The organism is Veillonella tobetsuensis (genome assembly GCF_001078375.1).
GTDB classification, from domain to species: Bacteria; Bacillota; Negativicutes; order Veillonellales; family Veillonellaceae; genus Veillonella; species Veillonella tobetsuensis.
On record NZ_BBXI01000021.1, the window covers coordinates 1 to 25456 of the forward strand.

Annotated in this window: 20 protein-coding genes and 1 other RNA gene; 4 read left to right on the top strand and 17 right to left on the bottom strand. The window is 39.6% G+C overall.

Annotated elements, in window-relative coordinates:
* The first annotated feature begins 252 nt into the window (after positions 1–252).
* Together VEI_RS08025 and VEI_RS08030 are read left to right on the top strand one after the other, a co-directional pair.
* Positions 253–864 (top strand): type II toxin-antitoxin system RelB/DinJ family antitoxin, encoded by a 612-nt coding sequence (locus tag VEI_RS08025; RefSeq protein ID WP_059364085.1) that lies wholly within the window; start codon positions 253–255, stop codon positions 862–864.
* 14 nt (positions 865–878) lie between these two features.
* Positions 879–1181 carry a type II toxin-antitoxin system RelE/ParE family toxin gene (locus tag VEI_RS08030; protein ID WP_059364087.1) on the top strand — a complete coding sequence of 101 codons (303 nt, stop codon included), beginning with the start codon at positions 879–881 and terminating at the stop codon, positions 1179–1181.
* A gap of 24 nt (positions 1182–1205) precedes the next feature.
* Here VEI_RS08030 and aroD read toward each other — a convergent pair whose 3' ends face one another.
* From aroD to VEI_RS08045, 3 genes are all read right to left on the bottom strand, one after another.
* Entirely contained in the window at positions 1206–2000 is a 795-nt protein-coding gene (gene aroD / locus VEI_RS08035; protein ID WP_059364089.1) for a type I 3-dehydroquinate dehydratase, read from the bottom strand.
* A gap of 98 nt (positions 2001–2098) precedes the next feature.
* Entirely contained in the window at positions 2099–3325 is a 1227-nt protein-coding gene (locus VEI_RS08040; RefSeq protein WP_059364091.1) for an MFS transporter, read from the bottom strand.
* Complete coding sequence (locus tag VEI_RS08045; RefSeq protein WP_059364093.1) at positions 3318–3731, bottom strand: RrF2 family transcriptional regulator; 414 nt, start codon at positions 3729–3731, stop codon at positions 3318–3320. The genes VEI_RS08040 and VEI_RS08045 overlap by 8 nt, the downstream gene beginning before the upstream one ends.
* Before the next feature lie 145 nt (positions 3732–3876).
* Between VEI_RS08045 and VEI_RS08050 the strand changes: the two genes are divergently transcribed.
* Entirely contained in the window at positions 3877–5244 is a 1368-nt protein-coding gene (locus VEI_RS08050; protein ID WP_059364095.1) for an NCS2 family permease, read from the top strand.
* 196 nt (positions 5245–5440) lie between these two features.
* Here the strand turns inward: VEI_RS08050 and VEI_RS08055 are convergent, their stop codons facing one another.
* The 3 genes from VEI_RS08055 to VEI_RS08065 all read right to left on the bottom strand — a co-directional run bounded on the left by VEI_RS08055 (position 5441) and on the right by VEI_RS08065 (position 8353).
* On the bottom strand, positions 5441–6754 hold the full coding sequence (locus VEI_RS08055; protein WP_059364096.1) for a hypothetical protein: 1314 nt from the start codon (positions 6752–6754) through the stop codon (positions 5441–5443).
* An 89-nt stretch (positions 6755–6843) separates the two neighbouring features.
* Positions 6844–7605 carry a hypothetical protein gene (locus tag VEI_RS08060; protein ID WP_059364098.1) on the bottom strand — a complete coding sequence of 254 codons (762 nt, stop codon included), beginning with the start codon at positions 7603–7605 and terminating at the stop codon, positions 6844–6846.
* Positions 7606–7840: 235 nt separating this feature from the next.
* Positions 7841–8353, bottom strand: a complete 513-nt coding sequence (locus tag VEI_RS08065; protein ID WP_059364100.1) for a pyridoxamine 5'-phosphate oxidase family protein — start codon at positions 8351–8353, stop codon at positions 7841–7843.
* Between the two features lie 280 nt (positions 8354–8633).
* Between VEI_RS08065 and VEI_RS08070 the strand changes: the two genes are divergently transcribed.
* Positions 8634–10076, top strand: coding sequence for an amino acid permease (locus VEI_RS08070; RefSeq protein WP_059364102.1), 1443 nt, complete (start codon positions 8634–8636; stop codon positions 10074–10076).
* 33 nt (positions 10077–10109) lie between these two features.
* Here VEI_RS08070 and VEI_RS08075 read toward each other — a convergent pair whose 3' ends face one another.
* The 11 genes from VEI_RS08075 to gltB form a co-directional block, all read right to left on the bottom strand.
* Positions 10110–10682: an immunity protein YezG family protein gene (locus VEI_RS08075; RefSeq protein ID WP_059364103.1), complete on the bottom strand. Its 573-nt coding sequence runs from the start codon at positions 10680–10682 to the stop codon at positions 10110–10112.
* Positions 10683–10770: 88 nt separating this feature from the next.
* Positions 10771–11667: a hypothetical protein gene (locus tag VEI_RS08080; RefSeq protein ID WP_059364107.1), complete on the bottom strand. Its 897-nt coding sequence runs from the start codon at positions 11665–11667 to the stop codon at positions 10771–10773.
* Between the two features lie 120 nt (positions 11668–11787).
* Entirely contained in the window at positions 11788–12912 is a 1125-nt protein-coding gene (locus VEI_RS08085) for a cation diffusion facilitator family transporter (protein WP_059364113.1), read from the bottom strand.
* 212 nt (positions 12913–13124) lie between these two features.
* A complete protein-coding gene (locus tag VEI_RS08090; RefSeq protein WP_059364118.1) occupies positions 13125–14144 on the bottom strand; it encodes an RluA family pseudouridine synthase in 1020 nt (339 codons plus the stop codon).
* Entirely contained in the window at positions 14144–16729 is a 2586-nt protein-coding gene (locus tag VEI_RS08095; RefSeq protein ID WP_059364124.1) for a 3'-5' exonuclease, read from the bottom strand. The genes VEI_RS08090 and VEI_RS08095 overlap by 1 nt, the downstream gene beginning before the upstream one ends.
* Positions 16730–16746: 17 nt before the next feature.
* Entirely contained in the window at positions 16747–17007 is a 261-nt protein-coding gene (locus VEI_RS08100) for a hypothetical protein (RefSeq protein ID WP_059364126.1), read from the bottom strand.
* Between the two features lies 1 nt (position 17008).
* Positions 17009–17605: a recombination mediator RecR gene (gene recR / locus VEI_RS08105; RefSeq protein WP_059364128.1), complete on the bottom strand. Its 597-nt coding sequence runs from the start codon at positions 17603–17605 to the stop codon at positions 17009–17011.
* On the bottom strand, positions 17606–17935 hold the full coding sequence (locus VEI_RS08110) for a YbaB/EbfC family nucleoid-associated protein (RefSeq protein ID WP_059364130.1): 330 nt from the start codon (positions 17933–17935) through the stop codon (positions 17606–17608). It abuts the gene before it with no gap.
* An 88-nt stretch (positions 17936–18023) separates the two neighbouring features.
* Positions 18024–20405, bottom strand: a complete 2382-nt coding sequence (dnaX, locus tag VEI_RS08115; RefSeq protein ID WP_059364131.1) for a DNA polymerase III subunit gamma/tau — start codon at positions 20403–20405, stop codon at positions 18024–18026.
* A 178-nt stretch (positions 20406–20583) separates the two neighbouring features.
* Positions 20584–20683: signal recognition particle sRNA small type (gene ffs, locus VEI_RS08125), an RNA gene on the bottom strand.
* Between the two features lie 113 nt (positions 20684–20796).
* Positions 20797–25380: a glutamate synthase large subunit gene (gene gltB, locus VEI_RS08130; RefSeq protein WP_059364133.1), complete on the bottom strand. Its 4584-nt coding sequence runs from the start codon at positions 25378–25380 to the stop codon at positions 20797–20799.
* Positions 25381–25456: the final 76 nt, after the last annotated feature.

Consider the following 25456-nt stretch of genomic DNA (forward strand, 5'->3'; position numbering starts at 1 on the left):
ATAATTTAATTATACCAACGAAAAGGGTCCCTCGGGACCCTTTTTGCTTAGAAATATAAAAAAGTTAAGGGGCTGTTTTGTTACAGCCCCTTTTATATTCTCTATGTTTTATATGTATTTGTAAAAATCCATATTTGCAATTACAATGTAATTACAATTAGAATTCAAGAAGCTTAAACACCTTTTTCTATAAGAGCAATAAAATAACCAAAGTATTACAGTCACAACTTAAAGAATCATAGGAGAGATATTATGAAAACCGTAAACCTACAAGTCCGCATCAACGAAGATCTAAAACAAGAGGTATCTAGCATATTGAAAGCCCAAGGCCTATCCTATACCTCCATGCTTGACGCACTATTTCGTCAAATCATCAAAGAACGTCGTATTCCATTTGCTATTGCTTTACCAACGATAACTTCAGATGATACACCTACACCAAGCACACTCAATAAGAATGGCATATATGAACAACCAAAAGCCTCATTAAAGGCCTCAGATACTATAAATACATACGGAACTACAACAACTAAAGATGATGTAGTAATCTCTTTTGATAAAATCGATAAAACGGGTATTCTTAATATCCGCATTGATCCTAAAGTTAAGACCCTAACAACAGCTATCTTAAAAGAGATGGGATTAACTATATCTCAAATCGTCACAATTGTATCTAAACAAATACAATTTACTAATGATATTCCTTCCACTATCCATCGCCCAGAATGGATTGATGCTATAAATAATAATTTATGGACGAATGAAGATTTAAACACAAGAATAAAGATAGGACTTAATCAAGCCAAAAAAGGAATTGGCGATTCTGCAGAAAAAGTCTTTAATGATCTCCTTAAAGATTTATAGGTTCGGAGGTTAAAATGAGATATACAATAATTTTGACCCCTACAGCTAAATCTGACATAGTAAATCTCAAGCTTTCATTAGAGCAACGCTTTGTAGACATTGCGTTTATCAAAAGAGAATTGTCGCAAATTTATGAAAAAATATGTTCATTATCAGTTTTTCCTGAACGATATCCTATTATAAACAGTAAGACAAAGTACAAAAAATTATCACACAAAAAGTATCTCATTCTATATACAGTTATAGGTAATCAAGTCTATATTTTCTATATTCGGCCTTCAAAAATGAATACAATACAAGAGCTCCAAAACACATAAAAAAGTCGGCTTTCGCCGACTTTTTTAATGTACTTTTTCTCGTCTATGTTGTTGTTCATCAAATACACCATCTACGTCGATGGTATCAAGAATTCGTTTTAGTTCATGCACATCGATTTGACCTGGTGCTGATGCTTTGCCCGCTGAAGCAAAGGTCATAGCATTGCCAAATAAAGCTCCTGAAGCACGTGTAATAGCCCCCAATGGCCCCATGGCCATCGTAATGATTGGGTCTGATGGGTATAAAGCTTTCACTTCAGCGGTCGCCTCTAGTAGCGTAAGAACATCGCCTGTTGTATGAGGCATAACGGCTATCTTTGGTACATCCGCTAAAAATCCTTTCATTTGAATAAGTCGATTTACAATAACATCTCTACTTGGTGTACCATTAAAATCATGATTGCTCATGACGATTGTTACACCATGAACCTTTGCAAATTCAATGGTCTTAAGCATGCGTTCTTGATCAAAAAGCAATTCGATATCAATAGCATCTACGAGCCCTGTTGGAATCAATCGTTCTAGCATAATAAAATAATCATCTGAAGAAATGGACCGCTCTCCGCCTTCCCCCTTTGTACGCCACGTAAATAATAATCCACGGCCTTTTAATTTAGGTTTAATCAACATAAGGAGCTCAAGAATAGCGTCCACAGAATGTGCTCGTTCAAAATAATCAATTCGCAATTCAACTACATCACATTCTGAATTACATGCCACTGTAGTAGCATCTAGAATTTCTTTTTCAGTGATACCTACAATGGGAACACAAATCTTTGTTCCCTGCTCACCAAGTATGATTTGACCAATTCGAACCATAAAGAGCTCCTTTTTATCCCACTAGTTGACACAAGCCCCTTATCGTTACATAACAATAAAGGGCCGTAAAATATATTATATAACTATGATACTATGTATTAATCGTGCTGAACAGATAATCGTCTCGCTTGGAATCCTAGATATAATAGCAACGCCCCTGTAATACTAAATACATAAGATATGCCTATATAAGTAGATACAAGACTGGCAAATACTGGTCCTACCATAGATCCAAATTGCTGGGCCGTCGTCGTCATACCAAACATGCGCCCTCTAAAACCTGGTTCCGTATTTAGTGTTACGGCTGCACTCAAGGATGGATTAATTCCCACAATGCAGGACCCTATCAACACTTGTAATACACCAAACCACCATATACCTACAGGTAGACTTTGAAGTAATAGTACAATACCACTACCAATCATACAGTAGGATATGGTTTGAAAATAACCACGTCGTTCTCCAATGCGTACCCATAAATTTGTAGTTAACGCACCTGCAAGACCACCAATACTCAAAATCGTTCCAGAAATGATGGCTGCCCCTTCCATAGTGCCTTGCATATCACCTACATAAAGAGCCAAAATAGGTTGTAACATCATTATAGCGCATTGCATAAAGAAGAAAATCCATAAAAGACGCACTAAAACAGGTTTTTCACTAACAGCTTTAAAATCCTCTCGCAATGATGTTTTCTGCTTAGTCGCAGTTGTATCCTCTACTTTTTTGCTTGCTATTCGTGGTTCTTTTACAAAGAATAACACCGCCAGAGTGGCAATAAATACAGCTATACCAGATACGTAAAAAACGGGGCGCATACCAACGACGCTTTCAACAGCACCACCTAAAAATGGCCCGATGACATTACCCAAAATGAGTCCCATCTGGAATATCCCTAGGGCACGTCCCACCCTTTTTTCATCAACACTAAGAGATACCATGGTCATAGCAGCTGGATAAAATCCATTGGCAAAGCCTACGAATGCCCGTCCTAACAATAATTGATACTGATCTGTTACGAGTCCAATTAAAAAGTAAGATACAGCTATGGCAAAACCGGCTCGAAGAGCCATTCTTTTTTTCCCCTTATTATCTGCAATCTTACCCCAAATAGGGGCCATAATCCCAGCAATAAGAAAGGTTATGCCAAAAACCAAACCAGACCAAAGCGCCACATCATCTTTAGAAACACCTAATTCCAAAAGATATATCGGTAAAAAGGGAATAATCATTGTATAACATACTGCTAGTATCGTCATACTAATGGTAATAATCCATACATTTCTCATGCCACCACGATGGGCATCATCTACATGATTATTCATAATTTTGATCCATTACATCTTGTAAGGATACACGCTCCATAACATGGCGAAACTCTGCTTGTAAATGTTGCCACAATGGTGCGGTTAAGCAATCGTTGAACATAGGACAAGGTTCAAGATGATCCTCCAAGCAAGAAACGAGGGCAATGGAGTCCTCAGCAGCATATAAGATTTCATATACATTATATTCAGACGGATCTTTAACTAAGCGATAACCGCCATATTTGCCACGACCACTCTTAACGAGTCCCGCTGCGGATAAACGAGATACAATGCCTTCTAAATATTTATCTGAAAAGCCTTGGCGTTCTGCAATTTCACGAATCGGCACATTCTTCTCCGTTCCGTGTTCTGCAATATCCGCAAGGATTCGCAAGGCGTAACGACCTTTTGTTGATATTTTCATAAGTTAACCTCTACATCATTAAAATATACTCTTAGTATATCATAAATTCATACAAAAATTGTTGGGAAATATGGTACACTATACTTATATCCGAATATCTTTATTACGGTATTATTTATAATTTCATATGGGGAGGATTTATCTAATGTTAGATAAACTTTTTAAGCTCAACGAACGGGGAACCACAGTTAAAACTGAGATTTTAGCAGGTCTTACTACGTTCATCACGATGGCGTACATCCTATTCTTGGCGCCAAATATCTTGAGTCTTGCTGGTATGGACAAGGATGCAGTCCTCATTGCGACAGCCCTCGGTGGCGGTCTCGTAACGATTGCTATGGGCGTATTAGTTAACTATCCAATTGCCTTGGCTCCTGGGGTTGGCCTGTTAGCCTTTTATTCCTTCACCGTCGTTCTAGGTATGGGGATTCAATGGCAAACAGCACTTGGTGCCGTTTTCATTTCCGGCCTTGTATTCCTTGCATTGACGTTGACCTCGATTCGTCAAATGATTGTGAAAGGTATCCCAGCATCGATGAAGATAGCCATCACTGTTGGTATTGGCCTCTTCATCGCTATCATTGGTTTGAAACTATCTGGCTTAATGGCTATTTCTATCAGCCTATCTCCTAACTCGTTAGGGCAAGTAGTTCAAACACATGGCAATCTAGTGCCACCACCATCCGAAGCATTGCTCACCATGGGTAATTTACATGATGGCAATACATTGTTAGCCTTATTCAGCCTTATCTTTACATCTTTATTGATGGCTCGTAATATCCAAGGCTCCTTACTTATCGGTGTTCTCGTAACTACTGTTATTTCTTATGCTACAGGATTATCTACAATGCCTGAACATTTCCAAGTGTTAGCAATTCCTGATTTTTCCAAAGCAGCATTTTTCCAATTAGACATTCCTGGTGCCATTCATATGGGGTTGATTACCATCATCTTCTCCTTCACCTTTGTGGAATTGTTCGACTCTATGGGCACATTAATCGGTACAGCTACTAAGGCAAAAATTGCAGATCCTAAGACAGGTTCTTTCCCTGGTCTAGGCAAAGCGATGACCGTTGATGCCGTAGGCGTTAGTGCTGGTGCCTTACTAGGTACTTCTACAATTACAGCCTTTGTTGAAAGTGCTTCTGGCGTTGGTGCTGGTGGTCGCACAGGTTTAACAGCGGTTACAACAGGCGTATTGTTCTTAATTTGCCTATTTGTTGCGCCTCTTGTATTACTCGTACCAAACGCAGCTACATCTCCAATCCTTATTCTCGTAGGTGCCTTGATGATTGGCGCCATTCGAGATATCGACTTTGACGATTGGACCGAAGGCTTCCCTGCATTCCTAGTTATTACCTTGATGCCGTTCACATACAGCATTGCTAATGGTATCTCCGCAGGACTTATCGCATACCCAATCTTGAAACTCGTAGCAGGTCGCGCTAAAGAGGTTAACTGGATTATGTATGTATTGGCAGTACTCGTTATCATTCGATACGTATTCTACTAGTTTTGAAAGTATACCTAAATACACATAAAAGAACCTATCTCCTAAGATATTTTGTAGTGAACCCAAAAAGTTAGACTTTTGGGGTTCACTACATTGCTAGATATCTGCGAGATAGGTTCTTTTTGTAGTATGTGCTATTACATTATAGTCATTTACTAATGCCTTATTATATTCAAAGTTATATTACTGTACTGTGTTATCTAAGTGTTTTAACTCCAATTAAGTCTGTACGACTTGGATCGATATCTTTTAATGGTACTACATGATTTCTATAAAACTCTGCTTCAGATGCTTTTACAGGCACTTGGAAGAACAAGAAATACGCCATATTATCCTTGTACCACGTAACACTGCGTACTAAGCCCTTATCTACATCCCCTGTATAGTGAACCTCCCCTATTGGAGTAGAGTCGCTCCAATGTACGTCATGATACTCCATTGGGATATATTCTTCAGGCCGTACAGTATCCATAGAGTAGCTCATGCGGAAGACCATCGTATGAGTTACCCAACGGCCACTGCGTTCTTGATACTCTTTACCTTGCTTCCAATATACAGTTTCTAATACATCATTGTCATAAAAATGTGTAGCATAGTATGTATAACCAAGGGGTAAATAACTTGGTACAGATACGTCATAGGACACCTTATGAGATGCATCGATTACACCGCTAGGTAGACCGATGGTTTTGCTGGTAAGTATAGGCCACACAGAATTCGTATGTGTACGCAATGGCAACCCAATCGTTTCATAAGGAGGCCAATCTATTTCAACCTTTTGTTTAACAGGTTCTTCAATATGTTGCTCATCATTGCGGTCACCACGTAGTCGATTATCATCAATGGCTACGTTACTCACAGGACCTACAGAGTCTACAATTTTGCTTACAAAGTTTTGATTTCTTAAAGAAGCAAAGTAGAGCATATAAACTTTATTATCTTTTTCCCAGTAAGCAATTTTAATAGAGTCTTTACTAGGACTTAACGTATGTACAGTGGTCCCATTAGGGGTAATAAAGCTAACTGCATCCTTAGCGTTGTAATTTGTCTTTTCTAATATAGGCGTTACCACTGTATCGATAGCCCAACCCATACGATATACAATGTCTGTATTAGAGAAGGTTAGCTTCGGACCAAATTCTCCATCACGGCCCGTTTCTGTATAAACGATTTCTAATACGTCATGGTCCTTGGCTTTTACATCACGTACTGCATAATCTTTAGGCATATAAGACGGAACTTGTATAGGATAGCCAAATTCCTGCGCGGTACTCTCAATATTAGTTTTAACTAAATCATAATCATCAACTTGATCATACCAACGATAACGATTAGCGAGTTTTTTATTATCATCGATGAGCTCTTTATTATCTACATCTCGTTCAACAGGAACGGTATTACCATTTTTATCAATTAATGGGTATGTAGCACTAACTGGCTGTACGCCAAAGGTGCTTACTGTAGTAGCCATCGCGGCACATAAAACAGCAGATGTTATTAGTTTCTTCATATTCTCTCCTCTTCGAGCGGTTACAGATTTCGCCGCTATTACACAATATATTGTTCTAGATACGGTTTGTATATCATCCAGCTAATCTGCTAAGGAATCATTCGTTCTTTATTATATTCATCAATTGTTTTGTTTGAAATCTTCGTAACCGGATAGTTTCCCAATAATTCATAACGTGAGCTATCTATATTTTTTACAGGTACCACATGTTCCTTATAGAATTCAGCATCAACTGCTTTCACAGGTTCTAAGAAGAATAAGGAGAACGCCATGCCACCTTCCGTCCACGTAATGCTACGGATTAATTGTGCTGCTGGATCACCGGTATAAAAGACTTCGCCAGATTCACCTTGTTCAGACCATTCAAAGTCCTTATACTCTGCAGGAATATACGCTGTATCTCTTACGGTATCCACGGAATAGCCCATTCGATAGGCCATAACATTAGTAATAAACTTTTTCCCATCCTGATAGATAGGTGCACCTTTTTTGTAATATACAACCTCTAGTACATCATTTCGATCAAGACGTGCTGTATACAGCTGAAATCCATAAGGTATATAACTAGGTGCCTCAGCCTCATACGGCAATTTCTGAATAGCCTCTACTATCCCCTTAAAGTTACGAGCACTGTCTTGAGTCATTAAAGGCCAGCCTACTAATTGCGTTCTTGGTATTTGTATAATTGCAGAAGCATTATTCATGTTTGGCGTAACATTGTTAGACTTAGATGCGGCCTCAGAATTATTAATAGATACAGACTGATCAACAGTATCTGCGGATACATAGCTTATAGATACTAACCCAACAGCTATAGCAGCTAAAATTGATTTACCTATAGTTTTCTTCATATTCTCTCCTATTACAAAAATTTATAATATGCTCCACACATATAATGATATATTTTCTTATTTATATCAAAATCAAGCTACCGTTTCTGTAGCTCTAGCTACTTCATAAAACTTTTATCTTTCCTTTTGTGAAAGCATCGTCACAATCAAATAATGTATCTAATGCTTAGGTTCGATATAAAAAAATCCTACTGAACGCTATATCATAATAGAGTTCAATGGGATTGTTGTATTATTATTTAGTTAATGGCGGCATAATAGCATCTTGTTCAAGTTGTCTTCGTCTTTTGGCCGTATAGTCAACAATTTTAATTTGAACTACGCCCACAGAGTTTACCATGGCTTCCGTAAAAGTAAATTCACGCCCTGTCTGGTGTTTCATCAATACTTGTAAGCCATGAGACTTTTCATCAATAGACTCTAAATAGGTAGCCTCTCCACGACCCATCACACTAGAGTATACCGAGCTATATTTACATGGTATATCTCCACCTGAAACGAGGGCTTCATCGCTACCATCAATTTCAATAAATACATGTGGATTCGCTTGAATCAAACTAAACTTTTTCCCCTCATAATGGCCATGTACATAGATATAAAGTACCTCATCTATAAATTCATATCCAAAATGTAGGGGTACTACGTAAGGGTAATCACCATCTATCAGACCTAGGTGAATGATACGAGTGCTATTTAAAATGCCCTTAATTTCATGTATATCTGTAACCTTGCGGTCTTGTCGTCTCATATAGCCTCCACGAATTGATGTATAAGATAATCTATATATTATTATAGCAAATTTTCGATATCATATATGAAAAAGTATTATTTTGAAGGTATAAACAACTACTCTTTATTTATAAATAATACTATTTCTAATATATGTCTACTGTATAAATACATTTGACTTTTTACAATAGATACTGTATTATAAGAAAATAGTTTTATAGATTCTATAGATTATAAAAGCTATGGTCATCCATGGCTTTTTATATTTGTAGATAGTTTGTAGAAAAGAGGTCTTTACTATGTCTGATACGCATCAGTTAAAACGGGGCCTTAAGAACCGACACGTACAGTTGCTCGCCATCGGCGGTGCCATCGGTACAGGCTTGTTCTTAGGCTCCGGCCGTGCCATTCACTTGGCAGGTCCATCCATCATTTTTGCCTACCTTATTACAGGTATTATATGCTTCTTTATCATGAGAGCATTAGGCGAATTATTATTGTCTAACTTGAACCACCACTCATTTATCGATTTCGTAGAAGAGTATTTAGGTGATCGAGCAGCATTTATCACAGGATGGACATACTGGTTCTGTTGGCTTTCATTAGCCATGGCCGATTTAACAGCCGTAGGCCTCTATATGCAGTTCTGGATACCGTGGTTGCCTCAATGGATACCCGCCCTTGTCGTCTTAGTGGCATTGCTATTAATGAACTTAACAGCCGTAAAGTACTTCGGTGAAATGGAGTTCTGGTTTGCCTTGATTAAGGTAATTGCCATCATCTCCCTCATTATCATCGGTATCATCATGATTGTCACAGGTTTTACTACAGATGCAGGCGTTGCCGCCTTTAGTAATATGTGGAATTATGGAGGCTGGTTCCCGAACGGAACGATGGGCTTTATCTTATCATTCCAAATGGTTGTTTTCGCTTTCACAGGTATCGAGCTCGTAGGTTTAACAGCTGGTGAAACAGAGGATCCTGAAAAGGTTATCCCTATGGCGATTAACAACATTCCATTACGTATTATTTTGTTCTATGTGGGCTCTTCGGCTATCATCATGAGCATTTATCCTTGGACAGCCGTCAACCCATCTGCTAGCCCATTTGTGGCCGTATTTACAGCAGTTGGTATTGCAGCCGCTGCAGGCATCGTAAACTTTGTAGTTCTTACATCTGCTGCATCTGCAACAAACTCTGGTATCTTTAGTACAGGCCGTATGATTTACGCCCTTGCTAAACGCGGTCATGCGCCAAGCTCTATGCGCCGCTTAACACACAGCAGTGTACCATACCAAGCAACAATCTTCTCTGCTGCTGTACTATTGATTACGGTTGTACTCAACTATGTAATGCCAGAAGCAGTATTCGTTATGATTACTTCTATCTCTACATTCTGCTTCATCTTCATTTGGGCGATGATGGTTATTTGTCACCTCAAATACCGCAAGAAAACCCCTGAATTAGCGGCACAATCTAAATTCAAAATGCCTCTATTCCCAGTGATGAATTACATCATCCTTGCGTTCTTTGTTTTCATTCTAGGTATTCTCGCCTTAAACGAAGATACTCGAATTGCCCTCTTGTTTACACCAATTTGGTTCGTTATTCTCTGGGCCTTCTACTCCATGCTTAATACAGATGATGAAGACGCTCTCAGTGAGGAACTTATCGAGATGGCTGGTGTAAAAGAAATTTACAAAAAACCTAAAAAAGAAGATTCTGACGATTACATAATCTAACACAAAAACCCGTGCTATGCACGGGCTTTTCTCTTATTTCATAGTAGGGAAATTTTGTTGTTCATACTGTTGTTGATAAGCAGGTAGATTACTTGTATCTTCGCCATAATTAAAGATCGTCTTAGTACGGTATCCGCCTTGGGTAATGATAAGATCAATGGAGGATGGTACCTCTTGACCATTTTGTTGTAAATGATTTACTAATTCTTGTAGCGCTTCAACTTGTCGTAACGAACCAGTCATATATTTACCTTTGGATAGGCCTGTATTTCTAATGACTTGGCCATTATATACTTGGCCATTTTTATCTGTGTAATAGAAACGTACAGCTGATTTATCTCCTGTAGGTACAGCTTTAATATAGATGGTTTTCCAATTTTTCTTAACCATCACTCTTGTCACATCTGCTAACTTGTTAGATAAACGTTGTGTTTCTTTATTTGCAGATTTAGATACACCATTGACTTGCTGAATTTCATCATTCATAGGCATATTAATAAGTGCCATACTAGGATCTTGTTGTACCTTTTTCGCATCTGCAGGCTGAACCGCCAACACACCAACGACCGCTATTACAGCTAACGTTGTAAGAGCAAATTTCTTCATCATATCTCTCCTCAGATAGGATTCTCTAAACAAATTATATTTTATACAATATATTATACGCATTAGGCTATTTATTATCAAGCCTATCTTATTTTTCAGGACCATTATTCTTAATTATTTGATTCCAATGTTCAAATCTTGCGATATTATAACCCATATCCATATATTTAATATTAAAAGATGTAATAGATTTAAGATCGTTATAAAACTCCATCTCATCAGTATTAGTATTCCAGAATACCATCATATTTTCATATACAGGTATACCATAATACTGTTCAGCTTTTAGAAATTCAAATGGTAAATTCATGTTAGGTTTCGCGTAGTTAAGAGGACTAACAGTAAGCAAATAGGTATCTCCTACCTTACCATTCATGTATAAATCTCTAGGAATTAAAGAGTCTGATATTACTTTATCTTTTCGAATACCATGTTTACTAACATTCTTATTTTGAACAGAAATCGAGTCTGTATTCACTATTTTGCTAGCAGATAAATCGGGGCTTAAGATATATTTCGCGTTCCCATTAGAAGCCATAATTTTACCATCTATATAGTCTAGTGAAGCGGAGAATTTATCGAATTCATACCCGATAACATTAGAGCTTAAAGATGTATCATTAATCTTAAAAATTAAAAGTTGATATAACTTCATATCAGAAATAGCATCATTAGAACGTGCAAGAAGATATAATTCATTATTAACGATAAGAGCGTCAAAAATATAACAGTTATATGCTTTCATGATAGGCAATACATCAACTACATAAGATTCAGAGTAATTACTTGCATTTATAACTGTCACGGTTGCATTAGGATTAGGATTACGATTACTATCAACTTTAATATCTTTCTCTAAAATTATCCCTTGTTTTGGTAAAATACGTGTCTCATTTCTCGTACCACTAAGGTGTAAAGAACACAAAACAAGAATAAGGAAAATAATAAAACTTACAATATAATGTTTCTTTATCCATCGCAACATAGTACCACCTCGCTCTTAGCTATAGTATAGCGAAATCTCTAAACTAATAAAAGAAAAGGCTTTAACCATTTCTTGGCGAAATTTATTTCGTCGATTATCGGTTAAAGCCTTTTTATTCTATTAGTTACTAAAGTCTGTATCTACAATAGCAAATTGTGTATATTCAGGGCAGCGTTTTTGCATTTCTGCTTTAATTTTTTCTAATGTACCATGCGGATCTTCTTCATCAAAATCAAAGATAATATCGTAGTAGATAACCTTCTTTTCTTCTTGTACGTAGAACGCATGTACTTGTACTACATTTGTATATAAACTTACAACTTGGTCGAGAGCTTGTCTTATTTCAAGTACTTCTACACTTGGTTGGTTTTCAGCATATACGCCAACGGTCATAGCAATACCAAATTTTTTATAGATATGAACGGCGATGCCTTTTGTTAGTGGATGAATATCAGCCATAGTCATCGTATCTGGCACTGTAATATGAACGGATCCAATTGTTTCACCAGGACCGTAGCTATTTAATACTAAATCATATACACCACCCACATTTGGATGTTGAGCGATAGTTTCTTTAATTTCACGAACTAAGTTATCATCTGCACGAACGCCAAGCAAGTGATTATACATTTCTTTTAAAATGTCATAAGCAGCCTTCAAAATTAAAACAGAGATAGCCGCACCTACATAACCTTGAATATCAAAGTCAAAGAAGAATACTAACGCTGCAGATACTAATGTAGCAAAGGTGATCACCGCATCAAAGAGCGCATCTATACCAGATGCTACAAGGGCATCAGATTTGTATTTCTCACCTTGTGCCTTAATATAACGGCCCATCACTACTTTCACCACAATAGCAACGGCGATAATCGCCAAGCTTGGAATATCAAAGGTAGATACCTCAGGGTGAAGAATTTTTTCAATAGATTCCTTGAGGGATCCAATGCCTGCACCAAGAATGATGAAAGCAATGGCCATCGTAGTCATATACTCTATACGACCGTGACCAAATGGATGCTCCTTATCGGCACCCTTAGCTGCTAATTTTGTACCAACGATGGTCAATACAGAGGACAAAACATCTGTTAAGTTGTTTACCGCATCAAGGATGATGGCGATAGAGTTAGACGCAAGGCCTACAATCATTTTAAAAATAACGAGAACGACGTTACCTATAATACCTTTTATACTAGCAAGCGTAATCCCCCGATTACGTGCTGCACTATTTTCTTGTAAAATCATACTACACCTCTTACATATTATATACATTACTAACTACTTGTACATGTTTACTTTTATATGTATTATAGCTTATGGATTATCATTTGTCACTATAATTTTTAATATATTTTCACGAAATCCATTGATTTTACTGAACTTATCAGTCATTCTCATTTCTCAATTAGAAGGTATTTTTATATTCTTATTACTTAAAAGAAACAATAAAATATATTTCACAACATCTCTTTGGCTTCAACCGTCACCCGTTTACCAGAACGCATATGTGTAAAAATAACTTTCATAGCCCGTAAGGCAAATGGTTTCCCTGTACGTTTAGCACCATATAAGGTATCTCCCACTAAAGGATGTCCCATATGGCTAAAAGCTACTCGAATTTGATGAGTTTTACCAGTATATAAGCGAACTGCCACCTCTGTACAAGGTCGATTTTCCAAGTTATACACAGAATTATCCACAGTTCTAGTCTGTTTATCCACACTTCCCAGGTTTATATCCACACTTTTTATACTTCTATCCACAGTATCATATGAGTTATGCACAAAGTTATCCACAACCTCCATTGGATAACGATGCAAAACGGTAAAATCTGTCCGTGTTTCTTTCCCTTGTGGATTTACTTCATAATGAACTCCATCTATACTCTTAGCCATAGGTAAAACTAAAGAGTTCTCATCGGTGTCGATAATTCCTTCAACAACAGCCATATACCATTTTTCAAAGGTATTATCATCCATCTGTTGTTGATACAAGCTTTGAGCCAAGCCGCTTTTAGCAATGACGATACAACCTGTCGTATCTCGATCAAGGCGATTTAAGAAACGAATCTTTCTCTTAATACCATTTTCCTTAAAATAATGAGCAACACCATTAGCCAGAGATACTTGGCCCTTTGAATTTACCGTAAGGCCTGCAGGCTTATCGAGAATTAATAAATCCTCGTCTTCATAGAGAATATGTAAATCCATTGCAATTGGTTCATGATCAATCTTTTCCTTAGCCATAGCAATCCAAATTTCATCACCTACGGTAACCTCTACATGAGGAGTTGCTTTATGGTCATTTACATGGACTAACTTTTCATCAAATAGCTTTACCATAGCTTTTCTAGGATACTTAGTATCTAACAAGGGCCCTAGTGTCACAATATCTTTTGATATACTTTGTTCTGTTTCTATATCACTAGTAGAAATCGTCCAAAGAATATCATCTGGTCTATGCCTTTTTCGTGCCATTACATACTCCTTTCTACAAGTTTTGAATCTCTCGGCATATAATCTAGAAATGCACTTGGCGCTGTCCCCTGCCCTCGTTGTGATTCATTGGTATAGGTAATAACCAATTCCTGTTTTGGACGGGTTATCGCCACGTAGAACAAGCGTTTTTCTTCGTCCTCATTTCCCTCTCGTAGGGACATAAAACTAGGGAAAACACCTTGATTCATACCAGCCAAGAACACATAATCAAATTCACTTCCCTTTGCTTGATGAACTGTAATAATTGGGATTTTAGACTGTTTAGTCATTTGCTGCGGTTCACCAGCCGTCAAGGCAGCTAATTGCAAAATATGATTAAGACGAGCCAAGCCTGTCGTACCCTTATATTCTTTATCCAAAGATTCCATAATGCGGTATAGCTCGCGTATGTGCTCAACCTTTGCCATTTCACCATGGCTCTTATAATACGCTAGCACGCCCATTTGGTTCATAATATAGGCCAATAAATCCGTAGGATTATCAGTGTGCATCTTTCTCCGCAATGTGGCCATTTGAGATGCTATCGTTGTAAAAGCAGACTTATATTGATTGATGGCCACCATGCGATTTGTCGTAGTAGGCACTATATTTTCATGGACTGCGTAAATCAATAACTGACCTGTAGCTATGATGTCATCCATCGCATTATGCGTTGGTGTATGATTAATCGGAAAATGACTCGATAAAAATCCTAACTTATGATTTTCTAGCGTAGGATAGAATCGTCTAAAAATATCTAACGTATCATATACAGCCTTAAAATGCGGTTCACCCAAGTTATAACGAGCTAATTCATGGCTCAAGATACTAATATCATAGTTTACATTATGACCAACGATAATACGATTCTTAGAGAATTCTTTGAAAGCCTCTAAAACAATTTCAGGGCTTTCACCATATTCGGCCAAATATTCATCTGTAAAACCATGCACTAATTGAGATGTACCTACTGATTTTCCTGGATTGATAAACCGTTCAAATCGCTCTATTTCTTGCCCATTTTTATCGATGCGCATAGCTGCGATTTGTATAATCCGGTCCTGTGTCGTATCGGTACCCGTACTTTCCACATCGTATACTACAACCTCGCCCGCCTCAAGCCCAGCTACTAATTTGGCATATGGCTCAGCTTCAAAGATGGGCATATCCATGAAATCCGTCAATTTTAGCCCTACACTGCGATTTTTGGGGCTTTCAATATCGCGAATACGCGCGTCGCCAATGCCCGATACATAGCGTTTAATAATGCGTTTCGCACTAACCGCATCATTAGGATTCATCAAGAGCTTAAAGTACGCCATGATATCCTTGATTTCCTGACGGCGGAAGAATTTATATTCATCAATAATCATAAACGGACGACGTTCAGATTCTGGCTTATCTTGATTATATCGTTCAAACTGTTCACTTAAACGCTGTGCCTTGCGATTATCTCGAACCAACACCCCTACAGATGCATCCCTTGAAAGGGCACAGATACGGTCATAAATAAATTTTGATTCCGTATATTCATTGCGACAACCTTTCACAAGGATAGGTGCCCCATCACTAGCACTGTTGGCCTCTGGCATTTCATCATATACATCGCCTACCAATTGAGGAAACATCGTTTGCAATGTTTTGAAAGCCATTGTAAATAAAGTTCTATTAGAGCGATAGTTTTTATAGAATATGATTTTTAGAGGATTAAAATCATGGGTAAATTCCTCCAATAAGCGGAATGGGTCTGAGCCACGCCATTCGTAGATTGTTTGGAAATAGTCCCCACATAAAAGAACGTGATTGCCTTCCCATAGCATTTCCATAACCTTATATTCTAATGAGCCCGTATCTTGCATTTCATCAACGGAAATATATTGATAACGACTACGCCACCGTTCTCGAATATCTGGATTTTGAAATAGTCGATGCACACCACAGATTAAATCAGTAAAATCAACGCCGTGAACGGATTGTAAACTTTCATCATAACGAGCAATCCATTCATGACCACGAGTCCAAAACTCTAACAATTCATCACTAGCAAGCGTATTGTAATTGTAGAATAATTTCTCTATTTGCTTAGACTGCTCACACTGCAACCGCTGAATAGTCTGTTTATAATCCTCTATCATAGAATCAGAATAGAAGCCATATACGGAGCGATATTCTTTCACTACACTAATAAGACTAGCAAAGTTCATATCTCTCATATTTCGTGGTTTAAAGGGCAAGTAAAGCTCTTTGCAATCTTCCTCATCAAATATGGTCACATCTGAATACAGGGATTCATCTCGTTTGCCCTCTTGTTGAAGAACGTAAAAACAAAAGCTGTGGAACGTACTAATCTCCACAGCCTTTGCAGCTTGGCCAACGAGGGTTTCAATGCGCGCCTTCATCTCCTGTGCAGCCTTATTGGTAAAGGTCATGCACAAAATCTGATGCGCTTCACAACGGCCACTTTCAATAATATGGGCCACCCGATAAGCCAAAGTATTCGTTTTTCCCGTCCCAGCGGACGCCAACAAGAGGATATTTCTATCTAGTTCATCGATGACGCGTTGTTGTTCGCTATTGATAACCATGATACCCTCTCCTTATATTATAAGCCGTGATATAGCGCAGCTAATGCCATTGGTATTGGACCAAATAATACGGTCAAAGCCCAAATGCCAATGCCAATATCCATTGGTATATTTAACACATGAATGCAAACCATATATGTCGCAAGGCCTAGTACTACATTTACGATTACCTTCTTTATCGTATAAAAAGCAAGCTTAAATGTAATAACAACAACTAGTATAGCTATAGCTGTCGAAGCAATAGGTGACGCGAGTAATGACGCAAGTGATACTTCCATATTATCCTTTCATTTCTTGGCGGTTTACAACGGCACCACCCAAGGTTAATTCATCAGCATATTCGATGTCACCACCTACAGGAACACCACGAGCAATACGCGTTACCTTAATGCCACTTGGAGCTAGTAGACGAGCTAAGTAGAGAGCTGTTGCTTCCCCTTCTACATCAGGATCTGTTGCAAGGATAACCTCCTGTACAACACCATCACGCAAGCGTGCGATAAGCTCTTTAACGCGAATGTCTTCGGCGCCAATGCCCTCCAACGGAGATAAAGCGCCTTCTAATACATGGTATAAACCCTTGTAATCACCACTGCGTTCAAGGGCAATGACATCACGGGATGTCTCTACCACCATAATCGTAGTTTGATCGCGATTCGGATTAGAGCAAAACTCACAAGGGTCCTGAGCGGATAAATTAAAACAGATAGAACAATGACGGGTTGCCCCTTTTGCTTCAACAATGGTATTTACCAAGCTATCCACCTCTTCTTGAGGCATTTCAACGAGATGGTATGCCAAGCGACGGGCTGATTTAGAGCCGATACCAGGCAATCTGCGCAACTGTTCTACGAGCCGTTCTAATGCATTTGTCATTTAGAATAAACCTGTTGGCAAGTTAAGACCACCTGTTACTTTGCCCATTTCTTGAGCTAACAAGTCGTCAATTTTTTTACTTGCTTCATTAACAGCAGCAGTTACCAAATCTTCAAGCATTTCTACATCTTCAGGATCAACTGCAGATGGGTTCAATTTTAAAGATTCAATCATTTTTTCGCCATTCATGACTACGGTAACTGCACCGCCACCTACAGACGCCTCTACAGTGCGAGTTTTTAACTCTTCTTGCATTTTTTGCATGTCAGCTTGCATTTTTTGAACCTTTTTCATCATGCCTGCCATATTGCCCATACCTTTACCGAACATTGTATTTCCTCCTTATAGGACTGTGAAAGTCCGTATTAACAATAAAATAATGTATCTATATTCACGATGATGTGAAAATAATCTAATATTACTCTTCAATAACCTCTACATAAATATCATGGTCTTCTGAAAGTTTTTCTAATGTTTTAGCTAACAGTGGGTTTTGTTGTTCCTCAACGCCCATATTAGATGGGTCCCACTGGTATTCACGCTTTGGGACAGCTTCTACCTCCACGGTTGCACCACTATCCATAGGGCGGTTGATCACTTCACCATCTTCAGTCATAACCTGTGTGCCATCAAGACTCATAACAGGAATTCCCCCATCATCATGAGAAGTTGGTTTAGCTATAGATGCATCAGTATCCACCTTGTTACTAGATGGCATAATCCCTTTTGCTGCTAGAGCCGCCAAAGCTGCCTGTTTAGCATCATTTCTTGCTTCAGAGCTCATAGGTTCTTTAGGCTTTATATCACTGGCAGGCGATTCTGTTCTAGTCACACTAGGTTTAGCAGTTTTGCTTGTATCACCTAGTAACTGAGCTTCTACCGGTGCTGGCGTTGACGGTGCAACAGTTACAGACTGAGTCCGTTTGGGTGGTACGGCCTTATTGGAGCCAACACCACTCGCCGTCTTATACTCTATAAATACCTCAGTTGCAGAATCAACCACTTCTACAGACACAACATAGCCTAAAGCATATTGGAAGGCCACAGCGATTTCTTTGCGATTAGCCTCATTAGCAGCCAAATTAAGATAAAGCCCTTTTTCAAAAGCTAATACGGCCTTTTCTCTGTCTACATAAATAAGTTGTCCCTGCCCAGCAATATTTGAAGCGAAACCTCTATCACTGTCCTTTAGATATTTTATCACAGTACCATGAATGGTTCCATATTCTACTGCAGTCACCATTGTTTCTCCAATGACTGCCGTTTGGCTAATACCAGTGCTTTTTCTCTGTTGCATTGGCTTATGCGCCGTCGTTCTGCTTGGCGATGTCTTTCCTGTCATAGGTGGTGGTGTATTCCCCACCCCCGCTATAGGTGGCGGCACCATTCCTTTCATAGGTGGCGGTGTCATGCCAGTCATAGAGTTTTTTGCACCCCCACTAGGCATCGACTCGGCCACACTAGGACTCGGTGTATAATTTGTTGGCACCTCATGAATCGTAACAGATTCATACTCCTCCATAGGTGGTGGGATAAAGTCATCATCTGCCAATGTTGACCGCGAAGCACTAGGCGTTGCAACAAAATTAATCGGTGCTGCTATCGTAGGGCCTTGCTGTTCCAATTTAGCCAGCCGATTCAAAACACCTTCACGAGCATCTCGCTCTGAAAGTTCCAATGCAGATAAACGTGTCTCCACATCGTCATGAACCTTAGATATACCAGCACATAGTACCAATAAACCCATTTCAATAACTGTTCGTGGATTATCTACTTGTTTCGCATCATTCATGATGGATTGTAACTGTTTAATATATTGATTAATCGTACCAAACTCAATGATTTGCGCTTGATCTAAAAACTCGTCCCAGAACGAATCATAAACCTTTAGTTCTTCTGCATCTGGTGCTACCTTGACAATTAATAAAGCCCTCAAATGCTGCGTAAGGGCCTCCATGATTTGAGCACTATCACGACCTTCACCAAGTGCTTCTTGAATATATTTCAACACAGCTGGACCATCCCCATTGTGTAGTGCTGTTAGGAAACGAATAATCCAATCTTTACTAACAAGACCAATTAATTCCTCTACTACAGCAGGCGTAATCTCATCACTTGCCATGCCCACACATTGGTCTAAAATACTCAACGCATCACGCAAGCCACCATCTGCATGAACTGCGATAAGCCGCGCCGCATTTGCATCTAACGCAAAGCCTTCTTTTTCTGCTACATATTGTAAACGCTGTGCAATATCATCAGACGTAATACGTCTAAAGGTATAACGTTGACAGCGAGATACGATTGTTACTGGTAACTTTTCAATCTCTGTAGTAGCAAAGATAAACATCACGTGATCCGGTGGTTCCTCTATGGTTTTCAATAAAGCATTCCAGGCCTCATTGGTAAGCATATGTGCTTCGTCGATGATGAATACCTTTTTACGCCCTTCTACAGGCATAAATTTGACGCTTTCACGAAGAGCGCGAATCTCATCAATACCACGATTTGATGCGGCGTCAATTTCAAGGACGTCCATAGATTGACCACTCAAAATTGATTTGCATACGCTGCATTCATTACAAGGATGATCTGTAGGGCCCTGTTCACAGTTAATGGCACGAGCAAAAATCTTGGCCATACTCGTTTTACCAGTCCCACGAGGACCTGCAAACAAATACGCATGGGCCACCTTATCCTCGCGGATAGCCCGCATCAATGTATCACTAACCTGATGTTGCCCAACTACATCGGTAAACGTCTGCGGACGATACTTGCGATATAATGCCATATATGCCATTGGAACACCCCCTTTTTCCTGTAAATTTTCTGAAAATAACAATACTTTATTATACCATATCCATGAAAATCTGACTCATTTTATAGAGTTCTATCAATAATTTGTAATAGTAGTTTTGTCCATCAATTAGACATAAAAAAAGCGACCCCTTAGGCCGCCTTGCAATATTCGATCACGACAGCCCCCGGGTTCCCCGTGGCACATGAAGGTTACCGCTTAGTGCTGCTACCTCTCAGTCCTGACACGATTCACAGGCCCCCATTGCACAGGCCCGAGAACTGCCATGATCCAATATTGCAATATAAATATTATACATGAAAATGCCTCTATAGTCAAAGCTATAGAGGCATTTCATATATCTTATCTAAAGAATATTCAGTTAGATTAGAAATTATTTTGCATATTTTTCTTTGAATGCAGCTAATTGTGCTTCTTCCAAAGATAAGCCTTGTTCTTTATAGCGTTCAATAGCAGCGTGCATTTCTTCATATGCTACAGGTACAACTTTTGTAAATCTGTTTACAAAGTTATTCCAGTTTTCCAGGATGTGACGACCTTTAGCGGAGTTAGTATGTAATACGTGTTGTTCTACTAATTCTTTAATGCGTTTAAGATCATCATTATTAGCAGGACGTAATTCTACGAGGCCTGTGTTTACATAACGTTCATCGCAATCGAGGATGTACGCATAGCCACCGGACATACCTGCTGCGAAGTTACGACCGATTTTACCAAGTACAAGTACTTCGCCACCAGTCATGTATTCACAACCATGGTCGCCTACGCCTTCAACAACAGCAGTGATACCGCTGTTACGAACCGCGAAACGTTCACCAGCTACACCATTGATGTAGGATGTACCAGATGTTGCACCATAGAAGGCAACGTTACCGATAAGGATATTTTCGTCCGCTTCGAAGATGGATTTCTTAGGTGGATATACAGTAATTGTACCACCAGATAAACCTTTACCGAGGTAATCGTTCGCATCACCTTCAAGCTCCAATGTCATGCCTTTAGGGATGAAAGCACCGAAGGATTGACCAGCAGAACCTTCAAAGTTCAACTTGATTGTGTTATCTGGTAAGCCACTTTCACCATAACGACGTGTTACCTCAGAACCAACCAAGGTACCTACAACACGGTTAATGTTGTTGATAGCCAATTTAGCGCGAATTGGTTTTTGATCTTCAATAGCTGGACGGCACATACGCAAGAGCTTAGACATATCCAAGGTACGTTCCAATTCATGATCTTGGTCAGTCATGTGCATGTGACCTACAGAAGCATCAATGTACGGACGGAACAAGATACGTTTAAGGTCAACACGAGACAATTTGAAGTTATCGTCTTGAGATTTTTGACGAACAAGATCGATACGACCAACCAACTCAGCTACGGAACGAATGCCTAAGCGAGCCATAATCTCACGCAATTCACGAGCAATGAAGATCATCAAGTTTTCTACATACTCAGGTTTACCTGTGAAGCGAGCACGCAATTTTTCATCTTGTGTAGCTACGCCGTAAGGACATGTGTTGAGATTACATACACGAGCCATTTTACAGCCTACGGCAACGAGTGGCAATGTACCAAAGCCGAATAACTCAGCACCGAGCATAGCCGCTACTGCTACGTCGAAACCTGTCATCAACTTGGAGTCTACCTCTAATTGAACGCGGTCACGCAATCTATTGAGCATCAATGTTTGATACGTTTCTGACAAGCCTAATTCCCAAGGCACACCAGCATGTTTCACAGATGTACGGCCAGCCGCACCTGTACCACCATCGTAACCAGAAATCAAGATATTATCTGCTTTTGCTTTCGCTACACCAGCAGCGATAGTACCAACGCCCGCTTCGGATGTTAATTTAACGGAAATACGCGCATCTTTGTTGACGCATTTCAAGTCGTAAATCAACTCAGCTAAGTCTTCGATGGAGTAAATATCATGATGTGGTGGTGGAGATACGAGCTCTACGCCTGGCGTGGAGTGACGAGCTTTTGCAATTTCAGGGTATACTTTTTTGCCTGGTAATTGACCACCTTCACCCGGTTTTGCACCTTGCGCACATTTAATTTGTAACTCTTTAGCGTGAATGAGGTAGTTCGCAGTTACACCGAAACGACCAGAGGCGATCTGTTTTACTTCGGAGTTTAGGCTGTCGCCGTTTGGCAATGGTTTGAAGCGAGCTACGTCTTCGCCACCTTCACCAGAGTTAGATGTGGAACCAAGACGGTTCATAGCGATAGCAATCGTTTCATGAGCCTCTTTACTGATAGCACCATAACTCATAGCACCCGCTTTAAAGCGTTTTACGATGGATTCTTCAGGTTCAACCTCTTCGATAGGAATACCGCCGCCTACTGGGTAGTTTAATTCCATCAAAGAACGCAATGTTACATGGTAATCGTTGCGAATCGCTTTAGAATATTCTTTATATTTAGCATAATCGCCGTTGATAAGGGATTCTTGTAAAAGGTCAATTGTTTTAGGATTGAATAAATGTTCTTCCCCATCTTTTACAGGACCGTACCAACCGCCTGGTTCGAGTACAGTTTCGTCGGATTTGAAAGCACGTTCATAACGAGCCAAGGCTTCGTTTGCCACACCGCCAAGGCCTATGCCACCGATACGTGTTGGCGTATTCACGAAGAATTTGTTAATGAAGTTAGTATTCAAGCCCAAAGCTTCAAAGATTTGAGCGCCATGGTAGGAGCGAACTGTGGAAATACCCATTTTGGACATAACCTTCATGATGCCACCTACAGCAGCTTTAATATAGTTCTTTTCAGCTTGTTCTGGCGTAATATCGCCAAGGCGTTTACGAGCTTGTAAATCGCGTACAGTTTCAAGAGCCAAGTAAGGGTTGATAGCTGTTACGCCATAACCGATCAATGTACAGAAGTGATGTACTTCACGAGGTTCACCAGATTCAAGGATAAGACCGATTTCTGTACGCAATACTTTTCTGATCAAGTGATTGTGAACAGCTGCTACAGCCAATAATGCTGGAATTGGAGCATGATTTTCATCAACACCACGGTCAGATAAAATCAATACGTTTTGATCTGTACGAGCTGCTTCTTCTGCTTTAGCGCATAATTCATCTAATGCATCGCGCAAGCCTTCAGCACCCTTAGTTGGGTCAAAGAGGATTGGCAATGTAACAGATTTCATGCGACGGCAGTCTAGAGCCTTAATAGAAGCCAATTCTTGGTTTGTAAGGATTGGTGTACGCATAGACAACGCATAAGTACCAGCCTTATTAGGCTCTGTTAAGTTACCAGAGTTACCAAGCATAACCCGTGTAGATGTGACCATTTCCTCACGAATAGAGTCGATTGGAGGATTTGTTACTTGCGCGAACATTTGCTTGAAGTAGCTGTATAACAATTGTGGTTTATCGGACAAGATAGCAAGTGGCGCATCGGCACCCATTGCACCTACAGGGTCTTTACCATCTTTTGCCATAGGCACGATCATACGCACAAGGTCTTCTTGAGTATAACCAAAGGCTTGTTGATTTTTGAACAAGTCTTCAACTTTTGGAATGTCGCTTTCATCAGCCTGTGTAATTTCAGACAAGTGAATAACGTGTTCTTTTACCCATTCATCATATGGTAATTCAGTAGCAACACGATGTTTGATTTCTTCGTCGGAAATGATACGTTGTTCCGCTGTATCGATGAGAAGCATTTTGCCTGGTTCCAAACGACCTTTAGCGCGGATATTTTCAGCGTTTTCATTTACTACGCCTACCTCAGAGGCCATGATTACTCGGTCATCTGTTGTTACATAGTAACGAGCAGGACGCAAACCATTACGGTCAAGTACGCCACCGATAACAGTACCATCAGTAAAGCCCATAGCCGCAGGACCATCCCATGGTTCCATCATGAAGCTATTGAACTCATAGAAGTCATGTTTTTCTTGGCTCATGAGATTGTTGCGTTCCCAAGGCTCAGGAATCATCATCATGATGGCATGAGGTAAGGAACGACCTGTCATGTGCAAGAATTCCAATGTGTTGTCGAACATAGCGGAGTCAGAACCGCTGTCATCTACTACAGGGAATACCTTTTTAATATCTGGGAATAATGGAGATTCTGCTTTACCTTCACGAGCATTAATCCAGTTTACGTTACCACGGATTGTGTTGATTTCACCATTATGCACTAAGAAGCGGTTAGGATGCGCCCGAGCCCAGCTTGGAAATGTATTCGTACTGAAACGAGAGTGAACCATAGCCAACGCAGATGTGAAATCAAGGTCGCTCAAATCGAGATAGAAATCACGCAATTGACCTGGTGTTAACATACCTTTATATACGATTGTTTTTGAGGACAAGGATGCGATATAGAAATCGCTAGATAATTCCTTGCTCAACGGGATAATACGTTTTTCCGCTAATTTACGGATAATGTATAATTTGCGTTCAAACTCTTTATTATTTGTTACATCTGGACCTTTATCGATGAGGATTTGAATCATCCAAGGGCGAATGGCAGCAGCTTCGTGACCAACCTTTGTACCATCAACTGGTACTTCACGCCAACCGAGAACAACTTGACCTTCTTCGCGTACTACCTCTTCAAAAATGCGTTTTTGCTCGTTACGGAGGCTTTCATATTTATGGGCGAAGACCATACCTACGCCGTACTCACCAGCTGCAGGCAAGTTGATACCAAGCACTTCGCATTCGCGTTTAAAGAACTCATGTGGAATTTGTACCAAAATACCGGCACCATCCCCTGTGTCCTTATCGGCACCTGCTCCACCGCGGTGCTCAAGGCGCTCTAAAATACGCAAGCCATCATCGATGATACTATGGGATTTTTTGCCTTTAATATTTACGACAAAACCCATGCCACACGCATCTTTCTCAAATTGGCTACTATACATGCCATTGGCTTCGAGTCTAGCCTGATCTAGACGTCGCTGCTCTATTGTGCTCTGATTCATATCCATAACGTGCACTCCTTCATATCACTTGATCAATCCAAGCACTGCGGCATCGTTCCGTTCGGTCTTGGTGAAAGTATAA

Coding starts and splice junctions, on each gene's coding strand:
- VEI_RS08055 (WP_059364096.1), bottom strand. CDS start 6,754: ATGAAGAAACTAATAACATCTGCTGTTTTATGTGCCGCGATGGCTACT.
- VEI_RS08030 (WP_059364087.1), top strand. CDS start 879: ATGAGATATACAATAATTTTGACCCCTACAGCTAAATCTGACATAGTA.
- VEI_RS08040 (WP_059364091.1), bottom strand. CDS start 3,325: ATGAATAATCATGTAGATGATGCCCATCGTGGTGGCATGAGAAATGTA.
- VEI_RS08110 (WP_059364130.1), bottom strand. CDS start 17,935: ATGTTCGGTAAAGGTATGGGCAATATGGCAGGCATGATGAAAAAGGTT.
- dnaX (WP_059364131.1), bottom strand. CDS start 20,405: ATGGCATATATGGCATTATATCGCAAGTATCGTCCGCAGACGTTTACC.
- VEI_RS08100 (WP_059364126.1), bottom strand. CDS start 17,007: ATGGAAGTATCACTTGCGTCATTACTCGCGTCACCTATTGCTTCGACA.
- aroD (WP_059364089.1), bottom strand. CDS start 2,000: ATGGTTCGAATTGGTCAAATCATACTTGGTGAGCAGGGAACAAAGATT.
- VEI_RS08060 (WP_059364098.1), bottom strand. CDS start 7,605: ATGAAGAAAACTATAGGTAAATCAATTTTAGCTGCTATAGCTGTTGGG.
- VEI_RS08095 (WP_059364124.1), bottom strand. CDS start 16,729: ATGGTTATCAATAGCGAACAACAACGCGTCATCGATGAACTAGATAGA.
- VEI_RS08070 (WP_059364102.1), top strand. CDS start 8,634: ATGTCTGATACGCATCAGTTAAAACGGGGCCTTAAGAACCGACACGTA.
- VEI_RS08050 (WP_059364095.1), top strand. CDS start 3,877: ATGTTAGATAAACTTTTTAAGCTCAACGAACGGGGAACCACAGTTAAA.
- VEI_RS08075 (WP_059364103.1), bottom strand. CDS start 10,682: ATGAAGAAATTTGCTCTTACAACGTTAGCTGTAATAGCGGTCGTTGGT.
- VEI_RS08025 (WP_059364085.1), top strand. CDS start 253: ATGAAAACCGTAAACCTACAAGTCCGCATCAACGAAGATCTAAAACAA.
- recR (WP_059364128.1), bottom strand. CDS start 17,605: ATGACAAATGCATTAGAACGGCTCGTAGAACAGTTGCGCAGATTGCCT.
- VEI_RS08080 (WP_059364107.1), bottom strand. CDS start 11,667: ATGTTGCGATGGATAAAGAAACATTATATTGTAAGTTTTATTATTTTC.
- VEI_RS08090 (WP_059364118.1), bottom strand. CDS start 14,144: ATGGCACGAAAAAGGCATAGACCAGATGATATTCTTTGGACGATTTCT.
- VEI_RS08045 (WP_059364093.1), bottom strand. CDS start 3,731: ATGAAAATATCAACAAAAGGTCGTTACGCCTTGCGAATCCTTGCGGAT.
- gltB (WP_059364133.1), bottom strand. CDS start 25,380: ATGGATATGAATCAGAGCACAATAGAGCAGCGACGTCTAGATCAGGCT.
- VEI_RS08085 (WP_059364113.1), bottom strand. CDS start 12,912: ATGATTTTACAAGAAAATAGTGCAGCACGTAATCGGGGGATTACGCTT.
- VEI_RS08065 (WP_059364100.1), bottom strand. CDS start 8,353: ATGAGACGACAAGACCGCAAGGTTACAGATATACATGAAATTAAGGGC.